We start from the raw sequence: 19,154 nt of genomic DNA, 5'->3' as shown, positions 1-19,154 counted from the left end.
CGCGTCGCGCTCGCGCCCCCCGAAAACGACAAGGGCTGCCAGTGGCAGCCCTTGTCGTGACACCGCCGCTCGCGCCACTCAGTGCGCGGGCGCAGCCTCGAGGCTCGCCTGCGCGGCAGCCGCCTTCTGGTGGTCGCGACCGATCAGCAGGTACACCACGGGCACCACGAACAGCGTGAACAACGTGCCGATCGCCATGCCGCCCACGATCACCCAGCCGATCTGGTTGCGCGCTTCGGCGCCGGCACCGCTGGCGATGGCCAGCGGCAGCGAACCCAGCACCATCGCGCCGGTGGTCATCAGGATCGGGCGCAGGCGCAGCGCAGCGGCATCGATCACCGCGTTGAACTTGCTCTTGCCCTGCTCTTGCAACTGATTGGAGAACTCGACGATGAGAATGCCGTGCTTGGCGATCAGGCCGACCAGCGTGACGATGCCGATCTGCGAGTAGATGTTCCAGCTGCCGCCGGTGAGTTTGAGCGCAAGGAACGCACCGAACATCGCCAACGGCACCGCCAGCAGGATCACCAGCGGATCGACCCAGCTTTCGAACTGCGCCGCCAGCACCAGGAAGATGAACACCACCGCCAGGGCGAGGATCATCGTGAAGTCGCTCGACGATTCCCGGAATTCGCGGCTCTGCCCGGACAGGTCGTACTGCGCGGTCGGGGCCACCTCACGCAACGCAGCCTCCATCCACTCCAGCGCCTCGCCCTGCGAGTAACCCGGCGCCAGGCCGGCGCTGACGGTCGCCGCACGCAGCTTGTTGAAGTGGTTGAGCTCCTTCGCCGCGACGGTCTCCTCGACGCTGACCAGGTTCGACAGCTGCACCATCTGGCCATCGCCGCCGCGCACGAAGATGTTGCTCAGGTCGCCCGGCGTGCGCCGGTCGGCGTCCTCGACCTGCACGATCACGTCGTACTGCTCGGACCCCTTCTTGAAGCGCGTGACGTTGCGGCCACCCAGCAGCGTTTCCAGCGTGTGGCCCACCGTGTCCACCGTGCTGCCCACCGCGGCCACCTTGTCGCGGTCCAGCGCCACCTTGAGTTGCGGCTTGTCGAGCTTGAGATCGCTGTCGGGGTTGGTGAGCCTGGGGTTCTCGGCCATCTTGGCCATCAGCTTCTGCACGGTCTCGCCCAGGTCTTCCCAGGTGCCGGTGCTTTGCACGACAAAGCTGACCGGCTGGCCGAAGCCGTCCTGGCCCAGCGGTGGCGGCAGCGTCGGGAACGCCATGACGCCGGGGATGCCCATGAACTGCGGGAACAGCTGTCCCGACACGTCCGCGGTCGAGACCTCACGATCGTCCCAGTCCTTGAGCATCACGAAGCCGATCGTGTTGGTCACCGCCGGGAAGCCGACGATCTGGAAGTACTGCTGCACGTCCGGGATCTTCGCGAACATGCTCTCCATCTGCTTGGCGTACTTGTCCGTGTACTCGGGCGTGGAGCCCTCAGGCGCCATGCCGAAGCCGATGATGAAGCCCTGGTCCTCTTCAGGCGCAAGCTCCTTGGGCAACGCGCTGAAGGTCAGGTACGCGCCGATGAAGATCACCGCCGCCGCACCCACCACGATCCAGCGAAAGCGCAACGCACTGCCCAGCACGCTGCGGTAGCTGCGGTCGATCCAGCCCAGCACCTTCTCGCCGGCTTGGTAGAAGCGGCCGTGCTTGGTCTCGTGGCGCAGCAGCTTGGACGACATCATTGGCGACAGCGTCAACGCGGTGAAACCCGAGACCAGCACCGCGCCGGCCAGGGTCAACGCGAACTCGACGAACAGCTTGCCGGTGCGTCCGGTGGAGAACGCCAGCGGCACGTACACCGCCGCCAGCGTGAGCGTCATCGCGACGATCGCGAAACCAATCTCCTTGCTGCCCTTCAACGCCGCCTGGAACGGCGGCATGCCTTCTTCGATGTGCCGGTAGATGTTCTCCAGCATCACGATCGCGTCGTCGACCACCAGGCCGATCGCCAGCACCATCGCCAGCAGGGTCAGGGTGTTGATGGTGAAGCCGAACGCGTACATCAGGCCGAAGGCGCCGATCAGCGACACCGGGATGGTCACCAGCGGGATCAGCGTGGCGCGCCAGCTGCGCAGGAACAGGAAGATCACGATGATCACCAGCACCACCGCCTCGGCGACGGTGGTGTAGACCTCGTCGATCGACTTCTCGATGAAGATCGTGGTGTCGAACGCGATCTCGATCTTCATGCCTTGCGGCAGCGTGCGCTGGATCTCCGGCAGCATCGTCTTGAGCGACGCGGAGATGTCCAACGGGTTGGCAACGGCCTGCTTGATGATCGCCAGCGGCACCGCGTTGACGCCGTTGTAGCGAGCGCGGAAGCGCTGTTCCTGGGCGCCCAGCTCGACCCGTGCGACGTCCTTCAGGCGCACGAGGTAGCCGTCGACGTTGCCCAGGATGATCTCGCCGAACTGTTCGGGCGTCTTGAGGTCGGTTTCTGACAGCACGGTGAACTCGCGCGCGCTGCCCTCGACACGGCCGGCGGGAATCTCGACGTTCTGCGCGCGCAGCGCACGCTCGACATCGGCCGGGGTCAGGCCGAAACCGGCCAGGCGCTGCGGCTGCAGCCACACGCGCATGGCGAACGTGCTGGCGAACACCTGCGCCTGCGCGACGCCGGGGATGGTCTGGATGCGGTCCTTGACCAGGCGTTCGGCGTAGTCGGCGATCTCGACCTGCGAGTGGCGATCGGACGAGAACGCCAGGTAGATGATCGGCTGCTGGTCGGCTTCCTGCTTCTGGATGATCGGCTCGTCGACTTCGTCAGGCAGCACTTCGCGCGCCTGCGCGACACGGTCGCGCACGTCGCTGGCCGCGCCGTCGGGATCGCGGTCGAGGCGGAAGCGGATCGTGACCTGACTGGACTGTTCGCGGCTCACCGACTGCATGAACTCGACGCCTTCCACGCCCGACAACGCATCCTCGATCGGCTGCGTCACCTGCGACTCGATCACCTGCGCGCTCGCACCGGGATAGCTGGTGTTGACGGTGACGACCGGGGTGTCGACGTTCGGGATCTGCCGGACCGCGAGGCGGTCGTAGGCAATGACGCCGACCAGCAGCACCACCAGGTTGATCACCATGGCGAATACCGGACGGCGGATGGAGATGTCGGACAGGACCATGGGGGCCTCGGTTCTCGTGGTTCCTGCAGGCCGCGGCTGCCGGGCGGCAGTCGGGCCTGGAGGTGTGCCCCGGCAGACGGCGACCGGGACGGATGGGTTGTCGAAACGGGAACCGGCCGCGCTCGCGCGCCGGTCCACCGCCCCTGCTCCTCACGCTGCGGCCACCCGGTGGGAGCCCGCGACGGAGAAGATCACGCCACGCTATTTCTTCGGCTGTTCGGCGGCGGCCGCGGCCGGCTCGGCGGCCGGCTCGGCCGGCGTCTCGGGCTTGGGCTTGGCAGCGCTTGCGGCCGGTGCCGCGCCTTCGGACGGCAGCGGCATCACGCCCATGCCGTCGTGCATCATCGGCTTGCCTTGGCCGGCGGTGATCACCATGTCGCCGGCCTTGAGGCCTTCGACCACCTGCACCTTTCCGGGCACGCGCACGCCGGTGCGCACCACCGTCTTCTTGGCCTTGCCGTCGACCACGGTGTAGACGAAGCGCGTGTCGCCGTCCTGCATCAGCGCCTGCTCGGGCAGCAGCAGGGCATCGGCGCTGTCGTTGCCGGTGTCGAGCTGCAGGCGCGCAAACTGGCCCGGACGCAGGCGGCCGTCGGGGTTGGGGATCCTGGCGCGCAGCTTGGCGCTGCGGGTGTTGGAGTCGATCACCGGATCGATCGCAACCACGTCGCCACCGAAGGTGTCGCCGGGAAACGCGTCGACCGTGAGCTTGACCTTTTGGCCGCTGCGCAATTGCGCGAGCACCGTCTCGGGCACGCTGAAGTCGACTTCGATCGGGTCAAGGCGCACCAGCGTCACCAGGTCCTGGCCGACGCTGACAAACTCGCCGACGCTGACGCTGCGCAACCCGAGCTGGCCCGCGAACGGCGCCACCAGGGTCATCTTGCCCAGTGCGGTCCGGGCCGAGGCAACGCGGGCTTCGTCAACACCCAGCGCGGCGCGCGCCTTGTCGTAGTCCGAGCGCGCGATCAGCTTGTCGCCGACCAGTTGTCCGGCACGCGCGGCGGCGGCCCGGGTGTTGGCCAGGTTGGCCATGGCCTCGTTGAGGCTGGCCTGGGCGATGCTGCCATCGAGCGAGAACAGCGGTTGCCCGGCCGAAATGTGGCCGCCTTCGCTGAAGTGAATGCGGCTGATGCGGCCGGCAACTTCCGGGCGCACCACCACCGATTCGTCGGCGCGCAGGCTGCCGACCGTCTGCAGACCGGCGGATAGCGCCTGGGGCTGGACGGTGATGACTTCCACCGGCAACTTCATTTCGCCACCGGGCGGGCCGCCAGCCGCGGCTCCGCCGGGACCTGCCTCGCCACCACCGCAAGCCGTCACGCCGCACGCGACAGCCATCATCAAAGCCGTGACCAAAAGGGTGCGGCGCATGCGTGAAACCTCGTGATGATCAATTCTTGTACTGATCAGTTTAGGCCGCGGAACCACAACCGCCCCCTGCCGGAAGTAGGGGGCTTGGGAATTACCGCGTTGCAGCGGGCGTTGGGGGCCTCAGGAATGCCGCCAGTTCGCGCGGATCGGGGGAGTCGCGAAACGGCAGCCGGCCCCAGCACGGTAACGCGAGCCAGTGTTGCAGCAGCGCGAAATTCTCGTCGGCGCACGCCATTGCCGGATCGATATCGCTGGCGATCCAGCCGGCCAGTTGCCGCCCATCGGCCAGGATCGCGCGAGCCGTCAATCGCGCATGGCTGATGCAGCCCAGTCGCAGGCCAACCACCAGCACCACCGGCAGGTCGAGTGCGCGGACGATGTCGACCTGCTGCAGATCCGCCGCCAACGGTGCGGCCCAACCGCCGACGCCCTCGACCACCACGGTGTCGGCCTGCGCGGCCAGGCGCGCGTGGGCGGCCAGGATCGGCGCCAGCGAGAGCGTGATGCCGGCCTCGGCGGCCGCCAGCTCCGGCGCCAGCGGTTGCAGCAACGCATACGGGTTGACGTCGTCGTACGCCGGCGTCGGGTGGCTGGCCTCGCGCAGAAGCAAGGCATCCTCGTTGCGAAGTCCATCGACGGTGACGGCGCAACCGCTCGCCACGGGTTTCATGCCGACCGCGCGCAGCCCCTGCGCGCGCAGGGCGTGGAGGAGGCTGGCGCTGGCGAGCGATTTGCCGACACCGGTGTCGGTGCCGGTGACGTAGTAACCGGTGCGGGCGTGGGAATCGGGCGTCATGGCGGTCATGGTAAGCCGCGCCGCCGCGGCCGGTCCCCGGGCGCTCCGGAAGACCCGCCGCGCCGCTACACTCGGCACATGTTCACTGCCAACTCCCTTTCCGGCAGCAAGCCGGAGCAATACGCCCAGTTGCTCGACCAGGCACGCGCGCTGCTGCACGGCGAGCGTGACCGAATCGCCAACGCCGCCAACGTGTCGGCGCTGGTCTACCACGCACTGCCCTCGCTGAACTGGGTCGGTTTCTACTTCTTCGACGGCCGCGAGCTCGTGGTCGGTCCGTTCCAGGGCCTGCCGGCCTGCGTGCGCATCGCGCTCGACAAGGGCGTCTGCGGCGCGGCCGCGTCCACCCGGCAGACCCAGCGCATCGACGATGTCCACGCATTCCCCGGACACATCGCCTGCGACGCCGCCTCCAACGCCGAACTGGTGGTACCGCTGGTGGCCGCAGACGGCAGCCTGATCGGCGTGTTCGACATCGACAGCCCCGAGCCGGGCCGATTCGACGAACACGACCAGCAGGGCCTGGAAGCCATCGCGCGCGCCTTCACCGAATCACTTGCATGACCTCCACCGCACGGTGCCGACACGCGCACCTGCGGCCCGCACGCCATCCCAGGAAGGGTTGCTTCGTATGACTACCGTGAAACTGCGCAATATCGGCCCGAAGTCCGCGGCATGGCTGCGCCAGGTAGGCCTGCGCAGCCACGAGGACCTCGCCGCGATCGGCACGGTCGAGGCCTTCATGCGCGTCAAGCGCGCGGGCTTCAAACCCACGCTCAACCTGCTCTACGCGATCGAAGGCGCACTGCTGGATTGTCACTGGCAGGAAATTCCGGACGAACGCCGTGCCGAATTGATCAGTGCGGCCGAAGCCGCGATCGCCCTGTTGCCACCACCGCGCTACCGCCCGGCGGCATCGCCCTGCACCACCACGATGATCGCCTCCGAACCGACCAACATCGCCGGCCTCCACGACAGCGACGGCGCGGGCCTGGATTTCGACACCGGCATCGAGGATGGCAACGAGTCCGGCAGCGGCGACGACCGGAACTGATCGACGCGCCTGGTCCTTGCACCGCCACGCCCGGCGCGACAGGCGTCGAAACGGGCTCGCCAAGCGGTCCATGCAAGTCGCCTCGACGTGAGGACGGCGTGTGTCACCGGCCCAGGCGCCAACGGCATCACCGCCAAAGCCGCACCCGCGACACACGCGGCCCGGACACGACGCCCAACCCCACCGCAACGCCCGCCCCGCCGATCGCGTAGACTGCGCGCGCTTCTGGGTGACCCGACGGCGCGCTGCCAATGGGTTGAAACGGGAAGCCGGTGACGTCGCCAGGACGGACCGCGCCGGTCAGGGCCACGCCCGCCGTCGCACCGCCCCGGCACCATTCCGGCGCTGCCCCCGCAACGGTAAGCGAGCAGTTCCGCGGCATCCGCCACTGTGCCCACGCACGGGAAGGCGCCGCGACAGGAGGCAGGCCGCGCCACGGCCTTGTGCAGGACGCACGCCATCGCCACGGCCTACGGTCGGTCGGTGGATGCCCCGCTCGCGAGTCCGGAGACCGGCCCCGAAGCATGACTGGTTGCGATGCGGAGGGCATTGCGGCGGCGTAAGCCGGCGTTTGCCGTGCGCGCAGCCCTGCGTTCCTCCCCCGCGATCTCCGAACCTTGCCGAACATCCGGCACGGCAACACCGTGCGCGTTGGAGAACCACCGATGCAGTTCCGCCCTCTTTTCGTCGCGCTCGCCTGCGCGCTCGCCCTGCCCGTGCATGCCCAGGACCACGACGATGCCACCGCGCTCGACAAGGTCGTGGTCACCGCGACCCGCACCTCGATCAGCGCCAACGACGCGCTGGCACCGGTCGAGGTGATCGACCGTGTCGAGATCGAACGCAGCCAGGCCCGCTCGCTGCCCGACCTGCTGCGCGGCCGTGCCGGCATCAGCCAGACCAACCAGGGCGGCGCCGGCAAGCTCACCACGATGTTCATGCGCGGCACCGAATCGGACCACGTGCTGGTCCTGATCGATGGCGTGCGCGTGGGTTCGCCGACCTCCGGCCTGGCGGCGTTCCAGGACCTGCCGATCGAGATGATCGACCGCGTCGAGATCGTGCGTGGCCCGCGCTCGAGCCTGTATGGCGCCGACGCCATCGGCGGCGTGATCCAGGTGTTCACGCGTCGCGACCAGCAGGGTTACGCCCCGCGCGTCACCGTCGGCGGCGGCAGCAACGGCCTGCACGAGTACAACGTGGGCTTCGGCGGTCGCGGCAAGCGCGGCTGGTTCGGCGCCGACTACGCGTTCCGTCGCACCGAAGGCATCGATGCCTGCCGCGGCATCGGCTTCCCCACCTACTCCGGCTGCGGCACCGCCACGCCCGAAAAGGACCTGGACGGCTACATCAACAACTCGCTGTCGCTGCGCGGCGGCATCGACCTCAACGAGCAGCTCACCCTGGAAGCGCACGCGCTGCGCGCCGAGGGCGAGAACGACTTCGACGGCGATTTCACCGACCGCTCCGAGGTCGTGCAGCAGGTCATCGGTGGCTCGGCGCGCTGGCGCCCGAACGACCGCGTGGACGTGCGCCTCAGCGCCGGCCGCAACGTCGATGCCTCCGACAGCTTCATCGGGGACGTCTTCACCGGCTACTTCGACACCGATCGCGACAGCGCCACCTTGCAGGGTGACTTCACGCTGGCTCGCGACCAGGTGCTGACCGTGGGCCTGGACTGGCTGCGTGACCGGGTCGAGAGCGACACCGCCTACGTCGAGACCGGGCGCAGCAACCGCGCCGCGTTCGTGCAGTACCAGGGCACGTTCGGCGCGCACTCGCTGCAGGCCAGCGTGCGTCGCGACGACAACGACCAGTTCGGCGGCCACAACACCGGCAGCGCCGCGTGGGGAATCGCGTTCGGCGACGGCTGGCGCGTGACGGCCAGCTACGGCACCGCGTTCAAGGCACCGACGTTCATCGAACTGTACTACCCGTTCGGATTCGGCAACCCCGACCTGTCGCCGGAGAAGTCGCGCAGCGCCGAGCTCGGGCTGGCGTGGCAGAAGGCCAACCACGGCGTGGCGTTGAACGTGTTCGAAACGCGTGTGGAAGACCTGATCGGCACCGACATCGCCTTCCGCGCGATCAACATCAACGAGGCACGCGTTCGTGGTGCGGAACTGACCGCAAACGCCAGCTTCGGCGTGTGGGACGCAAGCGCCAGCGCGAGCTTCGCTGATCCGGAAAACCGCTCCACACCGTACGAGGGCAAGCAGCTGCCGCGCCGTGCGCGCACCAGCGCGCGTATCGACGTCGACCGCGCGTTCGGCAGCGTCCGCCTCGGTGTCACCGCTGCCGGCGAAGGCGCGCGTTACGACGACTTCGCCAACACCCGTCGGGTCGGCGGACACGCCCTGCTCGACCTGCGTGGCGAGATCGCGCTGAGCTCGGCATGGACGCTGCAGGCGCGCCTGGCCAACGTGTTCGACCGTGATTACGAGACGGTCGAGTACTACCGCCAACCCGGCCGCGAGTGGTTCCTGACGATGCGCTACGCACCCAAGAACTGATCGGCTCCCGCACCGACGGCGACATGCGTCGCCGCCGGTGCGCACGCTGCAGCGCCGCGGCGTTCGGATGAGTCGCCACGTGCCGCTCGCCCGCGCGATGGCGGCTTACGGCAACTCGCCGGCCGAATGCGGGTCGATCGCGTACGGATGGATGCGGTCGAGGAAACCCGGCTGCGCGCGGACGCGGGCAATCCACGCCAGCACGTTGCCGAAGGGTTCCATCCCGATACCCGCCTCGTCGGCACGATGGCCGTACGCGAACACCGACATGTCGGCGATCGTGTAGTCCTCGCCCAGCAGGAACGGTCGCGCAGCCAGCTCGCGATCCAGCACCTCCAGCGCCTTCCGCCCGCCGGCGCGCTTCATGTCCAGCAGCGCCTGCGGCCGCCGATCGGCCTTGCCGGTCATCACCCAATGCCGCAGCGAGCCGATCGTGGCCTGCACGTAGTCGGCTTCGAACGACAGCCATTGCGCAACCTTGGCGCGCCCGAAGCGGTCTTCGGGCAGGTAACGCGTGCCTTCAGCGAGATAGCCCAATATCGCGTTGGACTCCGACAGCACGCGCCCGTCGTCCAGGCGCAGCGCGGGCACCGCGCCGGTGGGATTGATCGACAGGTACTCCGGCCGCTGACCGTCGCCCTCGAAGATGCTGATGAACTGCGTATGGCAGGCCTGGCCCAGGTGGCTCAGCAGCAAGCGGATCTTGTAGCCGTTCTGGGACGGCAGGTAATCGTAGAGCGTGTGCATCGGGACGTTCCTCCGGTGGAGGCGCCATCCTGGGTTGCAGGCCGCGGCGGGACGATCCGGTTCTTGCGGTCAAATCGGCGGGCAGGAACTCCGGCGATGCGTTGCACGCACCGTTGGAAGACGCGGAGGCCGCGGTTACTTCTGCTTCGGCACCTGCTCGACAAGCCGGCCCGCTGGTGAACACGTTCCGTCCTGTTCAGGATCTCGTGATTGCGCCCAGCGCAACGCGGTGGCAGGATGCTTTTTGTACGGAAAATCGCCGTACTGGAGAAGCCCGATGAAAACCCGCGATCATAGCCACACCAAGGGTCGTTTCGACCTCCGGCTGGACCCCGCCGAGAAGGACCGGATTCAGACCGCCGCCGCCTTGCGCGGACAGAAGGCGTCGGTTTTCGCGCGGGAGGTCATGCTGCGCGAGGCCGACGCCATCGTGGCCCAGCACACGACTGTCGCGCTGTCGGCAGAAGAATCGCGCCGATTCATGGAGGCGCTCAACGCGCCCTTCCGCGCCAACGCCAAACTCGCCAAAGCCCTCGCGCGCGCTGGCGGTTGACGAGTGCACTTCATTGAGCGGCTGGATGCCGCCAAGCACGATATAGAAGGCTTCGCGTGTGGTGAGCATTCGCTCGACCGCTATCTGAAGGCCCACGCGGCAAAGAACCAACTGGACGGCATTGCGACCACGCATGTCCTGGTCGAATCGTTCGAAGCCGGGCCCGAGCCCGGGCGGCGTTTCGTCGTTGAACCGTCGAACGTCATGTCCTTGGACGACCCGCTGTTGCCGATCGTTGGGTACTTCGCCCTGTCTGCGGCCCAGCTGCAGCTCACGGATCTACAGCCAAAGGACCGCGCTCGCCTTCCCAGGTACCCCGTTCCGGCGGTCCGAATGGGCCGCATGGCGGTCGCGACCAGCCAGCAGGGAAAGGGCTTCGGCGACTACTTGATTGGTGAAGTGGTGCAACGCGCCTTGGACATGCGCACAACCCTTGGTGTTCGCGTACTCACCGTCGATGCGCTTCCTAGCGCCGTGGGCTTCTATACGGCTTACGGGTTTAGGCGCATCGCGCCCGACTCGCTGACGCTGTATCTGCCGCTTGGTGTTCTTTAGTCGCTCGACGGTCTACCCACCTCCGCACTTGGGTGCACCGCCTGGCGCGGGCGGTGGCAACGAACGCGCGAGACGACTCAATCGATGTGCTCGATGTCGTCGGACAAGAGCAGCCAGGAGTGCTTGCGCTCCTCATAAACCGATACGTGCGGCGCAGGAAAGCCTGGATCAGCAAAGGCGCCAATCGGTACTACGATGAAGCCTGGGGCAGCATCCAGTTGGTAGAAGACGGTGGAGCCACACTCGGGGCAGAAGTGGAATCGTGCGGTGCTGCCGCTATCGCCCGTGCGCACGTGCTCTTTGCTCTGGCCGTGAATGGTCACCGCCTCAGCGGGAAACCTGACTTGCGCGGCAAACACGCTGCCCGTGCGCTGCTGGCATGCAAGGCAGTGGCAGATGGAGTTACGGACGGGCTCCCCGCGGACCCGGGCAGAGAGCCTTCCACAGCTGCAGGTTGCGATGCGGTCGGGCATGGCGCTTGACCCCTGACGTTACGCCGAGCCGCCAGGCGGCTTTGGCTTGGGTGAACTGTTGGAGCCCTCGGCTGGTTCGCTCGGTTTGACGATCCAGCGTGCATGCCCCGTGTGCTGCCGGTCTACGTAGTAATGATGGTTCTGGTGGGCAATCGCGTCGATTGCCGCCATGGCATCCGCGCAGGTTTTTGGATCCCCGCGCTCCACCACGGATTGGAGGCTGGGAATCACGTCACGGCGAAGGGAATAGGCAAGGATGGAACAAGCAAGCTCCCGGACGAGATACGCGCGGTCTGACAATGCGCCGATCGCGAGTGGCACGACGTCAGGGCAATCTCTGGTTGATCGGAGCAGCCTTGCGAGTATGGCGATACGACCAGCACTCCGCTTTATGCTGGGAAAGGCCTGGACCAACAGCGGAATCAGATCCTTCAGCCAGTGCTGGCTGAAGAGCTCCCTCTCGGCAGTCGCGATGGCGCCACCGTTGGCGTGGCTGTAAGTCCGAATGACATCGACGAGTGCAGCATCCGTCATCGTGGCTCAACGCCTGAATTGAGCCGGCGCCGCAACGCGACGACCGGGACCTGACCAAACGACGCGTTACCAAACCGATGAACCAAGTAGCGAAGCGGCATCGGCTCGCAAGATTTGTCAGCGGGAAAACGCTCGCCAGTGAAGAACATGCCGCCCGCCACGCTGCACTGCCACGACCTCGAGCATAGGTGCTGGGAGACCCGACGGGCAGCTGTAGAAATCGTATGACGCTGCCAGGTTCTGCGATGCAGGAATCCATGGGCGGTCAATGGCCGGCTCAGGGGACTCGCCTCCCGAGGCGGGGCGACACGGTGCCGGCGGGCGCCATCCAGTCTGGGGAAGAGAGAACGCGAGCGCGCTCTGATTGTTGTCTACGCTGTGAACCTCTCGCAGGCCCGTCGCGGTTGAAGGAACCCACACGGGAATCCAGCCGCGTTCAATAGCCCCGTCCGCCACGGCGTCAGAGGTGGTCGGGTAGTCCGCGTCAAGAACGTCGTTGGTGCAGCCCGCCAGCAGTAGGACTGCGCTGAGCAAGGTCACGATGCGCACGTGTGTCTCCAGGTGCATGGATGACATTGGGTCCTGATGCCTGAACTAGGCCGAGCCGCCAAGCGGCTTCGGCGTGGACGAATGGCTAAGCCTCAGTGAGGACGGTCCGACGGGGTCGATGTGTGGGGCAAGAAGCACCGAAGCTCGAAAAGAGCTGCAGCCAGGAGTCTCTTTTCCAGATCGACAATGTTCTCGGTCATGAAGGCCAAGCGCCTGAATCAAGCCGAGCCGCCAAGCGGCTTCGGCTCGACTGATTCGTTGGGTGCCGCCACGCGGAGTGGATGCGCCGGGTTGTCACGGATGAACGCCTCAACTTCCGAGAGCCTTTCCGGCAGGGGCGGCCCCGAGACGCTGCGATAGCTGAAGAATCGGAAACCCGCGTTGTACAGAGCTTGCACCTTGGCCCACTGCTCGGCGTCTGCAGCCGACGGAGCTTTGAACGAGCGCCCCATCTCGTGTAGTTGGCCGCCACAGTTGGGACAAACCGCCTCGCGCTCAGGACGCGGCGCAACCTTGAAGCTCTTGCGGCAGTCAAAGCATGCGTGAGCGATCAAGTATTGGGGACTTGGCATGCGATTGACCTGCATTGGTGGCTGACGCTCGCGAGGCGACTTCGGATTGGATGAATGCTCGGCCGCAACCAAGTGCCTGAACGCATCACGCAGATCCCACTGCTCGTGGCCAGGCGACGTGAGCGCGCCACCGGGTGATAGCGGGGAAATGTTGAAGCCCTCCTCGACGTCCTCGTAGTACATCACTAGGCGGCCGGCCTGAGCCACTACATACACACTCTCGACGTTTCCGCCCCGATCGATTTGGACGAGGCGTGGCGCGACCTTGCAGCGCTCAAAGAGTTGCTGCTGCTCAAGCGAGCAATCGGCGAGCTGAGTCGTAATGAGCGACTCGAGTTCGTCTTGCGTCACGGGCTGCCAAGTTTCCATTGCCGACAACCACCTGATCGACGGACGTCGGGTCCGGTTATACAACCGCCGCCCACCAAACGAAAACCCCGCCGATGAAGGCGGGGTCGTCGGGGTTTGATTGGACTATCCGGGCTTCTGGCTTACTCCACCGTCACCGACTTGGCCAGGTTGCGCGGCTTGTCGACGTCGGTGCCGCGTGCCAGGGCGACGTGGTAGGCCAGCAGCTGCACCGGCACGGTGTGCACGATCGGGCTCAGCACGCCGACGTGGCGCGGTGCGCGGATGACGTGCACGCCTTCGGAGGCGCTGAACTCGCTGTCCTCGTCGGTGAACACGAACAGCTCGCCGCCGCGCGCGCGCACTTCCTGCATGTTGGATTTCACCTTCTCCAACAGGCTGTCGTTGGGCGCGATCACCACTACCGGCATTGCCGCGTCGACGAGCGCCAACGGACCGTGCTTGAGCTCACCGGCCGGGTAGGCTTCGGCGTGGATGTAGGAAATTTCCTTTAGCTTGAGCGCGCCTTCCAGGGCGATCGGGTAGTGCACGCCGCGACCGAGGAACAGCGCGTGCTGCTTGGGCGCGAAACGCTCGGCCCAGGCGCTGATCTGCGGCTCCAGGTTGAGCGCGTGTTGCACGCTGCCCGGCAGATGGCGCAGCGCATCCAGGTAGGAGGCTTCCTGGGCGGCATCGAGACGGCCGCGCAGCTTGGCCAGCGTGCAGGTCAGGGTGAACAGCGCCACCAGCTGCGTGGTGAAGGCCTTGGTCGAGGCCACGCCGATCTCGGCGCCGGCGCGGGTGTAGTAGACCAGCCGACTGGCGCGCGGGATCGCGCTCTCGGGCACGTTGCAGATCGACAGCGTGCGGTCGTGGCCCAGCGACTTGGCGTACTTGAGCGCCTCCATCGTGTCGAGCGTTTCGCCCGACTGCGAGATCGTCACCACCAGGTGCCTGGGGTTGGCGACTGCGGCGCGGTAGCGATACTCGCTGGCGATCTCGACCGAGCACGGCAGGCCGGCGATCGACTCGATCCAGTAGCGCGCGGTCAGGCCGGCGTAGTAGCTGGTGCCGCAGGCGAGGATCTGAACGCCGTCGACATCGGCCAGCACGTCGCCGGCGTCCTTGCCGAACAGCTGCGCCGAAAAGCCGCTGGCCATCACCGCCTCGATCGTGTCGGCAATCGCGCGCGGCTGTTCGTGGATTTCCTTCTGCATGAAGTGGCGGTACGGACCGAGTTCAAGCGAGGCCAACGACACATCGGAGACGTGCACCTCGCGATCGACCTTGTTGCCGTTGCCGTCGAACACCTGCACGCCGTCGCGGCGCACGTCGACGGTATCGCCTTCGTCGAGGAAGATCACGCGACGGGTGGCCTGGATGATCGCCGAGACGTCGCTGGCGACGAAGTTCTCGCCCTCGCCCAGGCCCACCAGCAGCGGGCAGCCCATGCGCGCGGCAACCAGGCGGCCGGGCTCGCGCTTGCTGACCACGGCGATGGCGTAAGCGCCGACCAGCTCACGCACCGCCGTCTGCACGGCGACCAGCAGGTCCATGCCCTTCTGCTGATGGAAGTGCACGAGGTGGGCAATGACTTCGGTGTCGGTCTGCGACTCGAACGTGTAGCCGGCGGCACGCAGGCGCTCGCGCTGCTGTTCGTGGTTCTCGATGATGCCGTTGTGCACCACGGCGAGCTCCCCAAAGCTCACGTGTGGATGCGCATTGGCCTCGGTGACGCCGCCGTGCGTTGCCCAGCGGGTGTGGCCGATACCCAGGGTCGCGGCGAAGTGCTCGGCCTGCGCGGCCGCTTCCATCTCGGCAACGCGGCCGGTACGGCGCACGCGGCGCATCTCACTGCCATCGAACACGGCGATGCCGGCCGAATCGTAACCGCGGTATTCGAGCCGCTTCAGGCCTTCGATGAGGACCGGTACGACATCACGATCGGCGATCGCGCCAACGATTCCACACATGGATGGGGGCTTCCGTGTTTGCTGGGGAGGGCCATTCTACCGCGTCGATCCTCGCGCCCGGCCACGCGGACTCTGGCGCCCGGTCACCGTGTCCGCCCTCATCTGGGCGCGTTGTCCGGGCCGTCCGCGCGACGTCCGGGCACTGTCCGCGGCGCCGACCGGGCTGTCCGGCGGACGCGTCCGCGAGACGGTGGACGGCGGTGGCGCCGGCAACATCTGCAATGTTTTCAGTGTCTTGGCGGTTGGCACGGGATGTGCTTTGGGTACCAGTGACGGCCACCACGGCCCCATCCACACACGGCACCGATCCGATGAGCATCCGCGACACTTCCGCCCAGGACCACGTACTTGCCGCCACCGCCCCGAATGCGCGCCGCCGCCGGCAGTGGATGCTTGCTGCCGCTGGCGGCGGGACGCTGCTGCTGGCGTCGGCCTGGCTGCTGGCGGGCTGGAGCTCGGGCGGCCGTTCGCTCGATGCCAGCCGCGTGCGCATCGCCACCGTCGAGCGCGGCGATCTGGTGCGCGACATCTCCGCCGACGGCCGCGTGATCGCCGCCAACAGCCCGGTGCTCTACGCGATCGCCGGCGGCACGGTGACGCTGAAGGTGGTGGCCGGCGACGCGGTCAAGCAAGGCCAGGCGCTGGCCGAGATCGACAGCCCCGAGCTGCGCAGCGCGCTGGCCCAGGAGCAGGCCACGCTCGCCAGCCTGGAGGCCGAAGCCGGTCGCGCGGCGCTCGATGCCCGCATGACGCGCGCCAACGCCCGCAAGCTGCTCGACCAGGCACAGATCGACCGCCAGGCCGCGGTGCGCGACCTGGAGCGCAACCAGCGCGCGTTCGACGGCGGCGCCGTTGCGCAGATCGACGTCGCGCGCTCGCAGGATCTGCTGAAGAAGGCCGACCTCGGCCTGGTGCACGCGCGCAGTGACTTCGGCCTGCAGGACCAGGGCGCCGGCCTGGACACGCGCAACAAGCGCCTGCTGGCCGACCGCCAGCGCGCGGTCGTGGCCGAACTGCAACGCCAGGTCGACGCGCTGACCTTGCGCGCGCCGTTCGACGGCCAGGTCGGCCAGGTACAGGTGGCGCAGCGCGCCAACGTCGCCATCAACGCACCTCTGCTGAGCGTGGTCGACCTGAGCCGCTTCGAGGTCGAGATCAAGGTGCCGGAAAGCTTTGCCCGGGACCTCGCGATCGGCATGCCGGCGCAGCTGGAAAGCAACGGCAAGACCTTTGCCGGCGCGGTGTCGGCGGTGTCGCCGGAAGTCGTGTCGGGCGAGGTCACCGGCCGCCTGCGCTTCAAGGACACACAACCGCCGGGCCTTCGCCAGAACCAGCGTCTGAGCGCACGCATCGTGCTCGACACCCGCCGCAACGTGCTGATGGTCGAGCGCGGCCCGTTCGTCGAAACCGGCGGCGGCAACAGCGCCTACGTGATGGATGGCAGCGTCGCGGTGAAGCGCCCGATGCGCGTCGGCGCCAGCAGCCTCAATGCCGTCGAGATCGTCGACGGCGCCCAACCCGGCGACCGCATCGTGGTTTCCGGCAGCGACCAGTTCGGCGATGCGCAACGCATCCGCATCTCAGGAGAATGATCATGAACACCACCAACGCCTTCCCGTACCGCCCGCATTGGACCGCCCAGGACATCGCCGACGCCGTTCCCCCGCGCATCAGCGAATTGTTCGCCGCCTCGCAGCTCACTCCCCACGTCGCCAGGCCTGCTTCGGCTCCGCGCTGGAACCTGCACCGCTACCGCCCGCGCAACGAGTTCCCGGCGACGCTGCGCGTGCGCTGAGGGCCGCGCGCTCCCTGCACCGCACGCGCTCGATCCACGCTTCCGATCCACGCCCTCGATCCACCCATCCGATCGTCCACACACCGCCCTACGGAGCTCGACATGCTGCACATGAACGCCGTCACCAAGGTCTACCGCACCGAACTGGTCGAAACGCATGCGCTGCGCGCGCTCGACCTGCACGTGCGCGAAGGCGAGTTCGTTGCGGTCACCGGCCCGTCGGGCTCGGGCAAGACCACCTTCCTCAACATCGCCGGCCTGTTGGAGACCTACACCGGTGGCGTCTACAAGCTCGATGGCGAAGACGTCAGCGGCCTGTCCGACGATGCCCGTTCGCGGCTGCGCAATCGCAAGATCGGCTTCATCTTCCAGAGCTTCAACCTGATCCCCGACCTCAATCTGTTCGACAACGTCGACGTGCCGCTGCGTTACCGCGGCATCTCGTCGGCCGAGCGCCGTCAGCGCATCGAGGACGCACTGGGCCGCGTTGGCCTGGGCTCGCGCATGAAGCACTACCCGGCCGAGCTGTCGGGCGGCCAGCAGCAGCGCGCGGCGATCGCGCGTGCGTTGGCCGGCAGCCCGCGCCTGCTGCTCGCCGACGAACCCACCGGCAACCTGGACTCGCAGATGGCGCGCGGCGTGATGGAACTGCTGGAGGAGATCAACGCCGCCGGCACCACCATCGTGATGGTGACCCATGACCCCGAGCTGGCCGCGCGCGCGCAGCGCAACGTGCACATCGTCGACGGCATGGCCACCGACCTGAGCGTCGAACCGAACCTGGTGCGTGCGCGCCAGCTCGCCGATGCCGCCGAATCCACCCCGGTCGCCTGAGGGCATCGCCATGTTCGGCTACTACCTCGATCTCGCGTTGCGCAGCTTCCGCCGCAACAAGGTGCTGACCGCGTTGATGGTGTTTGCCATCGCGCTGGGCATCGGCGCCAGCATGACCACCCTGACCGTTTTCCACGTGCTGTCCGGCGATCCGATGCCCGGTCGCAGCCACACGCTGTTCTACCCGCAGCTCGATCCCGAGGGCATGGACGACCACACGCCGGGCGCGGAGCCGGTTGACCAGCTCACGCGCTTCGACGCGGAGAAGATGCTGCGCGAGAAGCGCGGCGACCGCCAGGCGATGATGACCGGCGGTTTTGTGGGCCTCGAACCGCAGCGCGAAGGGCTGTCGCCGTTCTCGATGGACGCGCGTTACACCTCGGCCGACTTCTTCGCGATGTTCGACGCGCCGTTCCTGTACGGCACCGGCTGGAGCAGCGTGGAAGACGACAAGCGCGCCCGCGTCGCGGTGATCGACAAGGCGCTCAACGAGAAACTGTTCGACGGCGCCAACAGTGTCGGCAAGTCGGTGCGCCTGGAAGGCACGGATTTCCGCATCGTCGGCGTGCTGGACACGTGGCGCCCGGTGCCGAAGTTCTACGACATGTTCGCCTCCAACGACGGTTACGGCGAAGTCGAGCCGGTGTTCCTGCCGTTCTCGACCTCGCGTGACCTCAAGCTGAGCCGCAACGGCAGCATGAGCTGCTGGAACGACGGCAAGGAAAGCGAAGACCCCGAAGGCAATACCGGCGTCAATTCACCGTGCGTGTGGATCCAGTACTGGGTGCAGCTGGACAGCCCGGCCAAGGTCGCGCAGTACCGCCAATACCTCGGCAACTACTCCGACCAGCAACGCGCCGCCGGCCGCTACCTGCGCCCGACCAACGTGCGCCTGCGCAGCCTGCCCGAGTATCTGGAGTTCAACAAATTCGTGCCCAGCGATGTGCGCCTGCAGACCTGGCTCGCGCTGGGCTTCCTGATGGTGTGCCTGCTCAACACGGTCGGCCTGCTGCTGGCCAAGTTCCTGCGGCGCAGCAGCGAGATCGGCGTGCGTCGCGCCCTGGGTGCGTCGCGCCGGGCGATCTTCGCGCAATGCCTGATCGAGGCCGGCACGGTCGGCCTGGCCGGCGGCATCCTCGGCCTGGGATTGGCGTGGCTGGGCCTGTGGGCCGTGCGTCAGCAACCCAGCAGCTACGCCGAACTGGCCCGCCTGGACCCGACGATGCTGCTGACCACCTTCGCTCTGGCAATCGCCGCCAGCCTGCTTGCCGGCCTGTTGCCGGCCTGGCGCGCCTGCCAGGTCACGCCCGCCATCCAGCTCAAGAGCCACTGAGGCCCGC

Annotated in this window: 18 protein-coding genes and 1 riboswitch; of the genes, 9 read left to right on the top strand and 9 right to left on the bottom strand. The window is 67.2% G+C overall.

Annotated features, from left to right (window positions below):
• Window positions 1-78: 78 nt before the first annotated feature.
• The 3 genes from EER27_RS15060 to bioD form a co-directional block, all read right to left on the bottom strand.
• On the bottom strand, window positions 79-3,144 hold the full coding sequence (locus tag EER27_RS15060) for an efflux RND transporter permease subunit (RefSeq protein WP_123088961.1): 3,066 nt from the start codon (window positions 3,142-3,144) through the stop codon (window positions 79-81).
• A 201-nt stretch (window positions 3,145-3,345) separates the two neighbouring features.
• The gene (locus tag EER27_RS15055) at window positions 3,346-4,398 is read right to left on the bottom strand and encodes an efflux RND transporter periplasmic adaptor subunit (protein WP_190285825.1); all 1,053 of its coding nucleotides are present in this window, start codon (window positions 4,396-4,398) and stop codon (window positions 3,346-3,348) included.
• Between the two features lie 211 nt (window positions 4,399-4,609).
• Complete coding sequence (gene bioD, locus EER27_RS15050; protein WP_123088959.1) at window positions 4,610-5,314, bottom strand: dethiobiotin synthase; 705 nt, start codon at window positions 5,312-5,314, stop codon at window positions 4,610-4,612.
• Window positions 5,315-5,392: 78 nt separating this feature from the next.
• On the opposite strand from bioD, the gene EER27_RS15045 reads away from it, so the two are divergent.
• From EER27_RS15045 to btuB, 3 genes are all read left to right on the top strand, one after another.
• Complete coding sequence (locus tag EER27_RS15045; protein ID WP_123088958.1) at window positions 5,393-5,878, top strand: GAF domain-containing protein; 486 nt, start codon at window positions 5,393-5,395, stop codon at window positions 5,876-5,878.
• Between the two features lie 67 nt (window positions 5,879-5,945).
• On the top strand, window positions 5,946-6,368 hold the full coding sequence (locus EER27_RS15040; RefSeq protein ID WP_123088957.1) for a TfoX/Sxy family protein: 423 nt from the start codon (window positions 5,946-5,948) through the stop codon (window positions 6,366-6,368).
• 210 nt (window positions 6,369-6,578) lie between these two features.
• Window positions 6,579-6,902: riboswitch (cobalamin riboswitch) on the top strand.
• A 131-nt stretch (window positions 6,903-7,033) separates the two neighbouring features.
• Window positions 7,034-8,881 (top strand): TonB-dependent vitamin B12 receptor, encoded by a 1,848-nt coding sequence (gene btuB, locus EER27_RS15035; protein WP_123088956.1) that lies wholly within the window; start codon window positions 7,034-7,036, stop codon window positions 8,879-8,881.
• Window positions 8,882-8,986: 105 nt separating this feature from the next.
• Here the strand turns inward: btuB and EER27_RS15030 are convergent, their stop codons facing one another.
• Window positions 8,987-9,628: a glutathione S-transferase family protein gene (locus EER27_RS15030; RefSeq protein WP_123088955.1), complete on the bottom strand. Its 642-nt coding sequence runs from the start codon at window positions 9,626-9,628 to the stop codon at window positions 8,987-8,989.
• Between the two features lie 277 nt (window positions 9,629-9,905).
• On the opposite strand from EER27_RS15030, the gene EER27_RS15025 reads away from it, so the two are divergent.
• Together EER27_RS15025 and EER27_RS15020 are read left to right on the top strand one after the other, a co-directional pair.
• Window positions 9,906-10,181: a type II toxin-antitoxin system TacA family antitoxin gene (locus tag EER27_RS15025; protein ID WP_123088954.1), complete on the top strand. Its 276-nt coding sequence runs from the start codon at window positions 9,906-9,908 to the stop codon at window positions 10,179-10,181.
• 3 nt (window positions 10,182-10,184) lie between these two features.
• Window positions 10,185-10,736 (top strand): GNAT family N-acetyltransferase, encoded by a 552-nt coding sequence (locus EER27_RS15020; protein WP_123088953.1) that lies wholly within the window; start codon window positions 10,185-10,187, stop codon window positions 10,734-10,736.
• A 77-nt stretch (window positions 10,737-10,813) separates the two neighbouring features.
• On the opposite strand, the gene EER27_RS15015 is transcribed toward EER27_RS15020, so the two are convergent.
• The 5 genes from EER27_RS15015 to glmS form a co-directional block, all read right to left on the bottom strand.
• Window positions 10,814-11,209: a GFA family protein gene (locus EER27_RS15015; RefSeq protein WP_123088952.1), complete on the bottom strand. Its 396-nt coding sequence runs from the start codon at window positions 11,207-11,209 to the stop codon at window positions 10,814-10,816.
• 18 nt (window positions 11,210-11,227) lie between these two features.
• Entirely contained in the window at window positions 11,228-11,743 is a 516-nt protein-coding gene (locus tag EER27_RS15010; protein ID WP_123088951.1) for a hypothetical protein, read from the bottom strand.
• A gap of 117 nt (window positions 11,744-11,860) precedes the next feature.
• Window positions 11,861-12,310: a YbbD-related protein gene (locus EER27_RS17655; protein WP_484502469.1), complete on the bottom strand. Its 450-nt coding sequence runs from the start codon at window positions 12,308-12,310 to the stop codon at window positions 11,861-11,863.
• A 200-nt stretch (window positions 12,311-12,510) separates the two neighbouring features.
• Window positions 12,511-13,233, bottom strand: coding sequence for a zinc-ribbon domain-containing protein (locus EER27_RS15005; protein WP_123088950.1), 723 nt, complete (start codon window positions 13,231-13,233; stop codon window positions 12,511-12,513).
• 122 nt (window positions 13,234-13,355) lie between these two features.
• Entirely contained in the window at window positions 13,356-15,185 is a 1,830-nt protein-coding gene (glmS, locus tag EER27_RS15000; RefSeq protein WP_123088949.1) for a glutamine--fructose-6-phosphate transaminase (isomerizing), read from the bottom strand.
• Between the two features lie 311 nt (window positions 15,186-15,496).
• Between glmS and EER27_RS14995 the strand changes: the two genes are divergently transcribed.
• The 4 genes from EER27_RS14995 (at window position 15,497) to EER27_RS14980 (ending at window position 19,147) form a co-directional block, all read left to right on the top strand.
• Window positions 15,497-16,777 carry an efflux RND transporter periplasmic adaptor subunit gene (locus EER27_RS14995; RefSeq protein WP_123088948.1) on the top strand — a complete coding sequence of 427 codons (1,281 nt, stop codon included), beginning with the start codon at window positions 15,497-15,499 and terminating at the stop codon, window positions 16,775-16,777.
• 2 nt (window positions 16,778-16,779) lie between these two features.
• Window positions 16,780-16,980, top strand: coding sequence for a hypothetical protein (locus tag EER27_RS14990; RefSeq protein ID WP_123088947.1), 201 nt, complete (start codon window positions 16,780-16,782; stop codon window positions 16,978-16,980).
• Between the two features lie 102 nt (window positions 16,981-17,082).
• The gene (locus tag EER27_RS14985) at window positions 17,083-17,814 is read left to right on the top strand and encodes an ABC transporter ATP-binding protein (protein ID WP_123088946.1); all 732 of its coding nucleotides are present in this window, start codon (window positions 17,083-17,085) and stop codon (window positions 17,812-17,814) included.
• Between the two features lie 10 nt (window positions 17,815-17,824).
• On the top strand, window positions 17,825-19,147 hold the full coding sequence (locus tag EER27_RS14980) for an ABC transporter permease (RefSeq protein ID WP_123088945.1): 1,323 nt from the start codon (window positions 17,825-17,827) through the stop codon (window positions 19,145-19,147).
• The last annotated feature ends 7 nt before the right edge of the window (window positions 19,148-19,154 follow it).

The sequence above is a fragment of the Montanilutibacter psychrotolerans genome (assembly GCF_003719825.1).
Taxonomy (GTDB): Bacteria; Pseudomonadota; Gammaproteobacteria; order Xanthomonadales; family Xanthomonadaceae; genus Montanilutibacter; species Montanilutibacter psychrotolerans.
The sequence above is the reverse complement of the archived record's forward strand: the minus strand, read 5'-3'. Positions and strand labels throughout refer to the sequence as shown.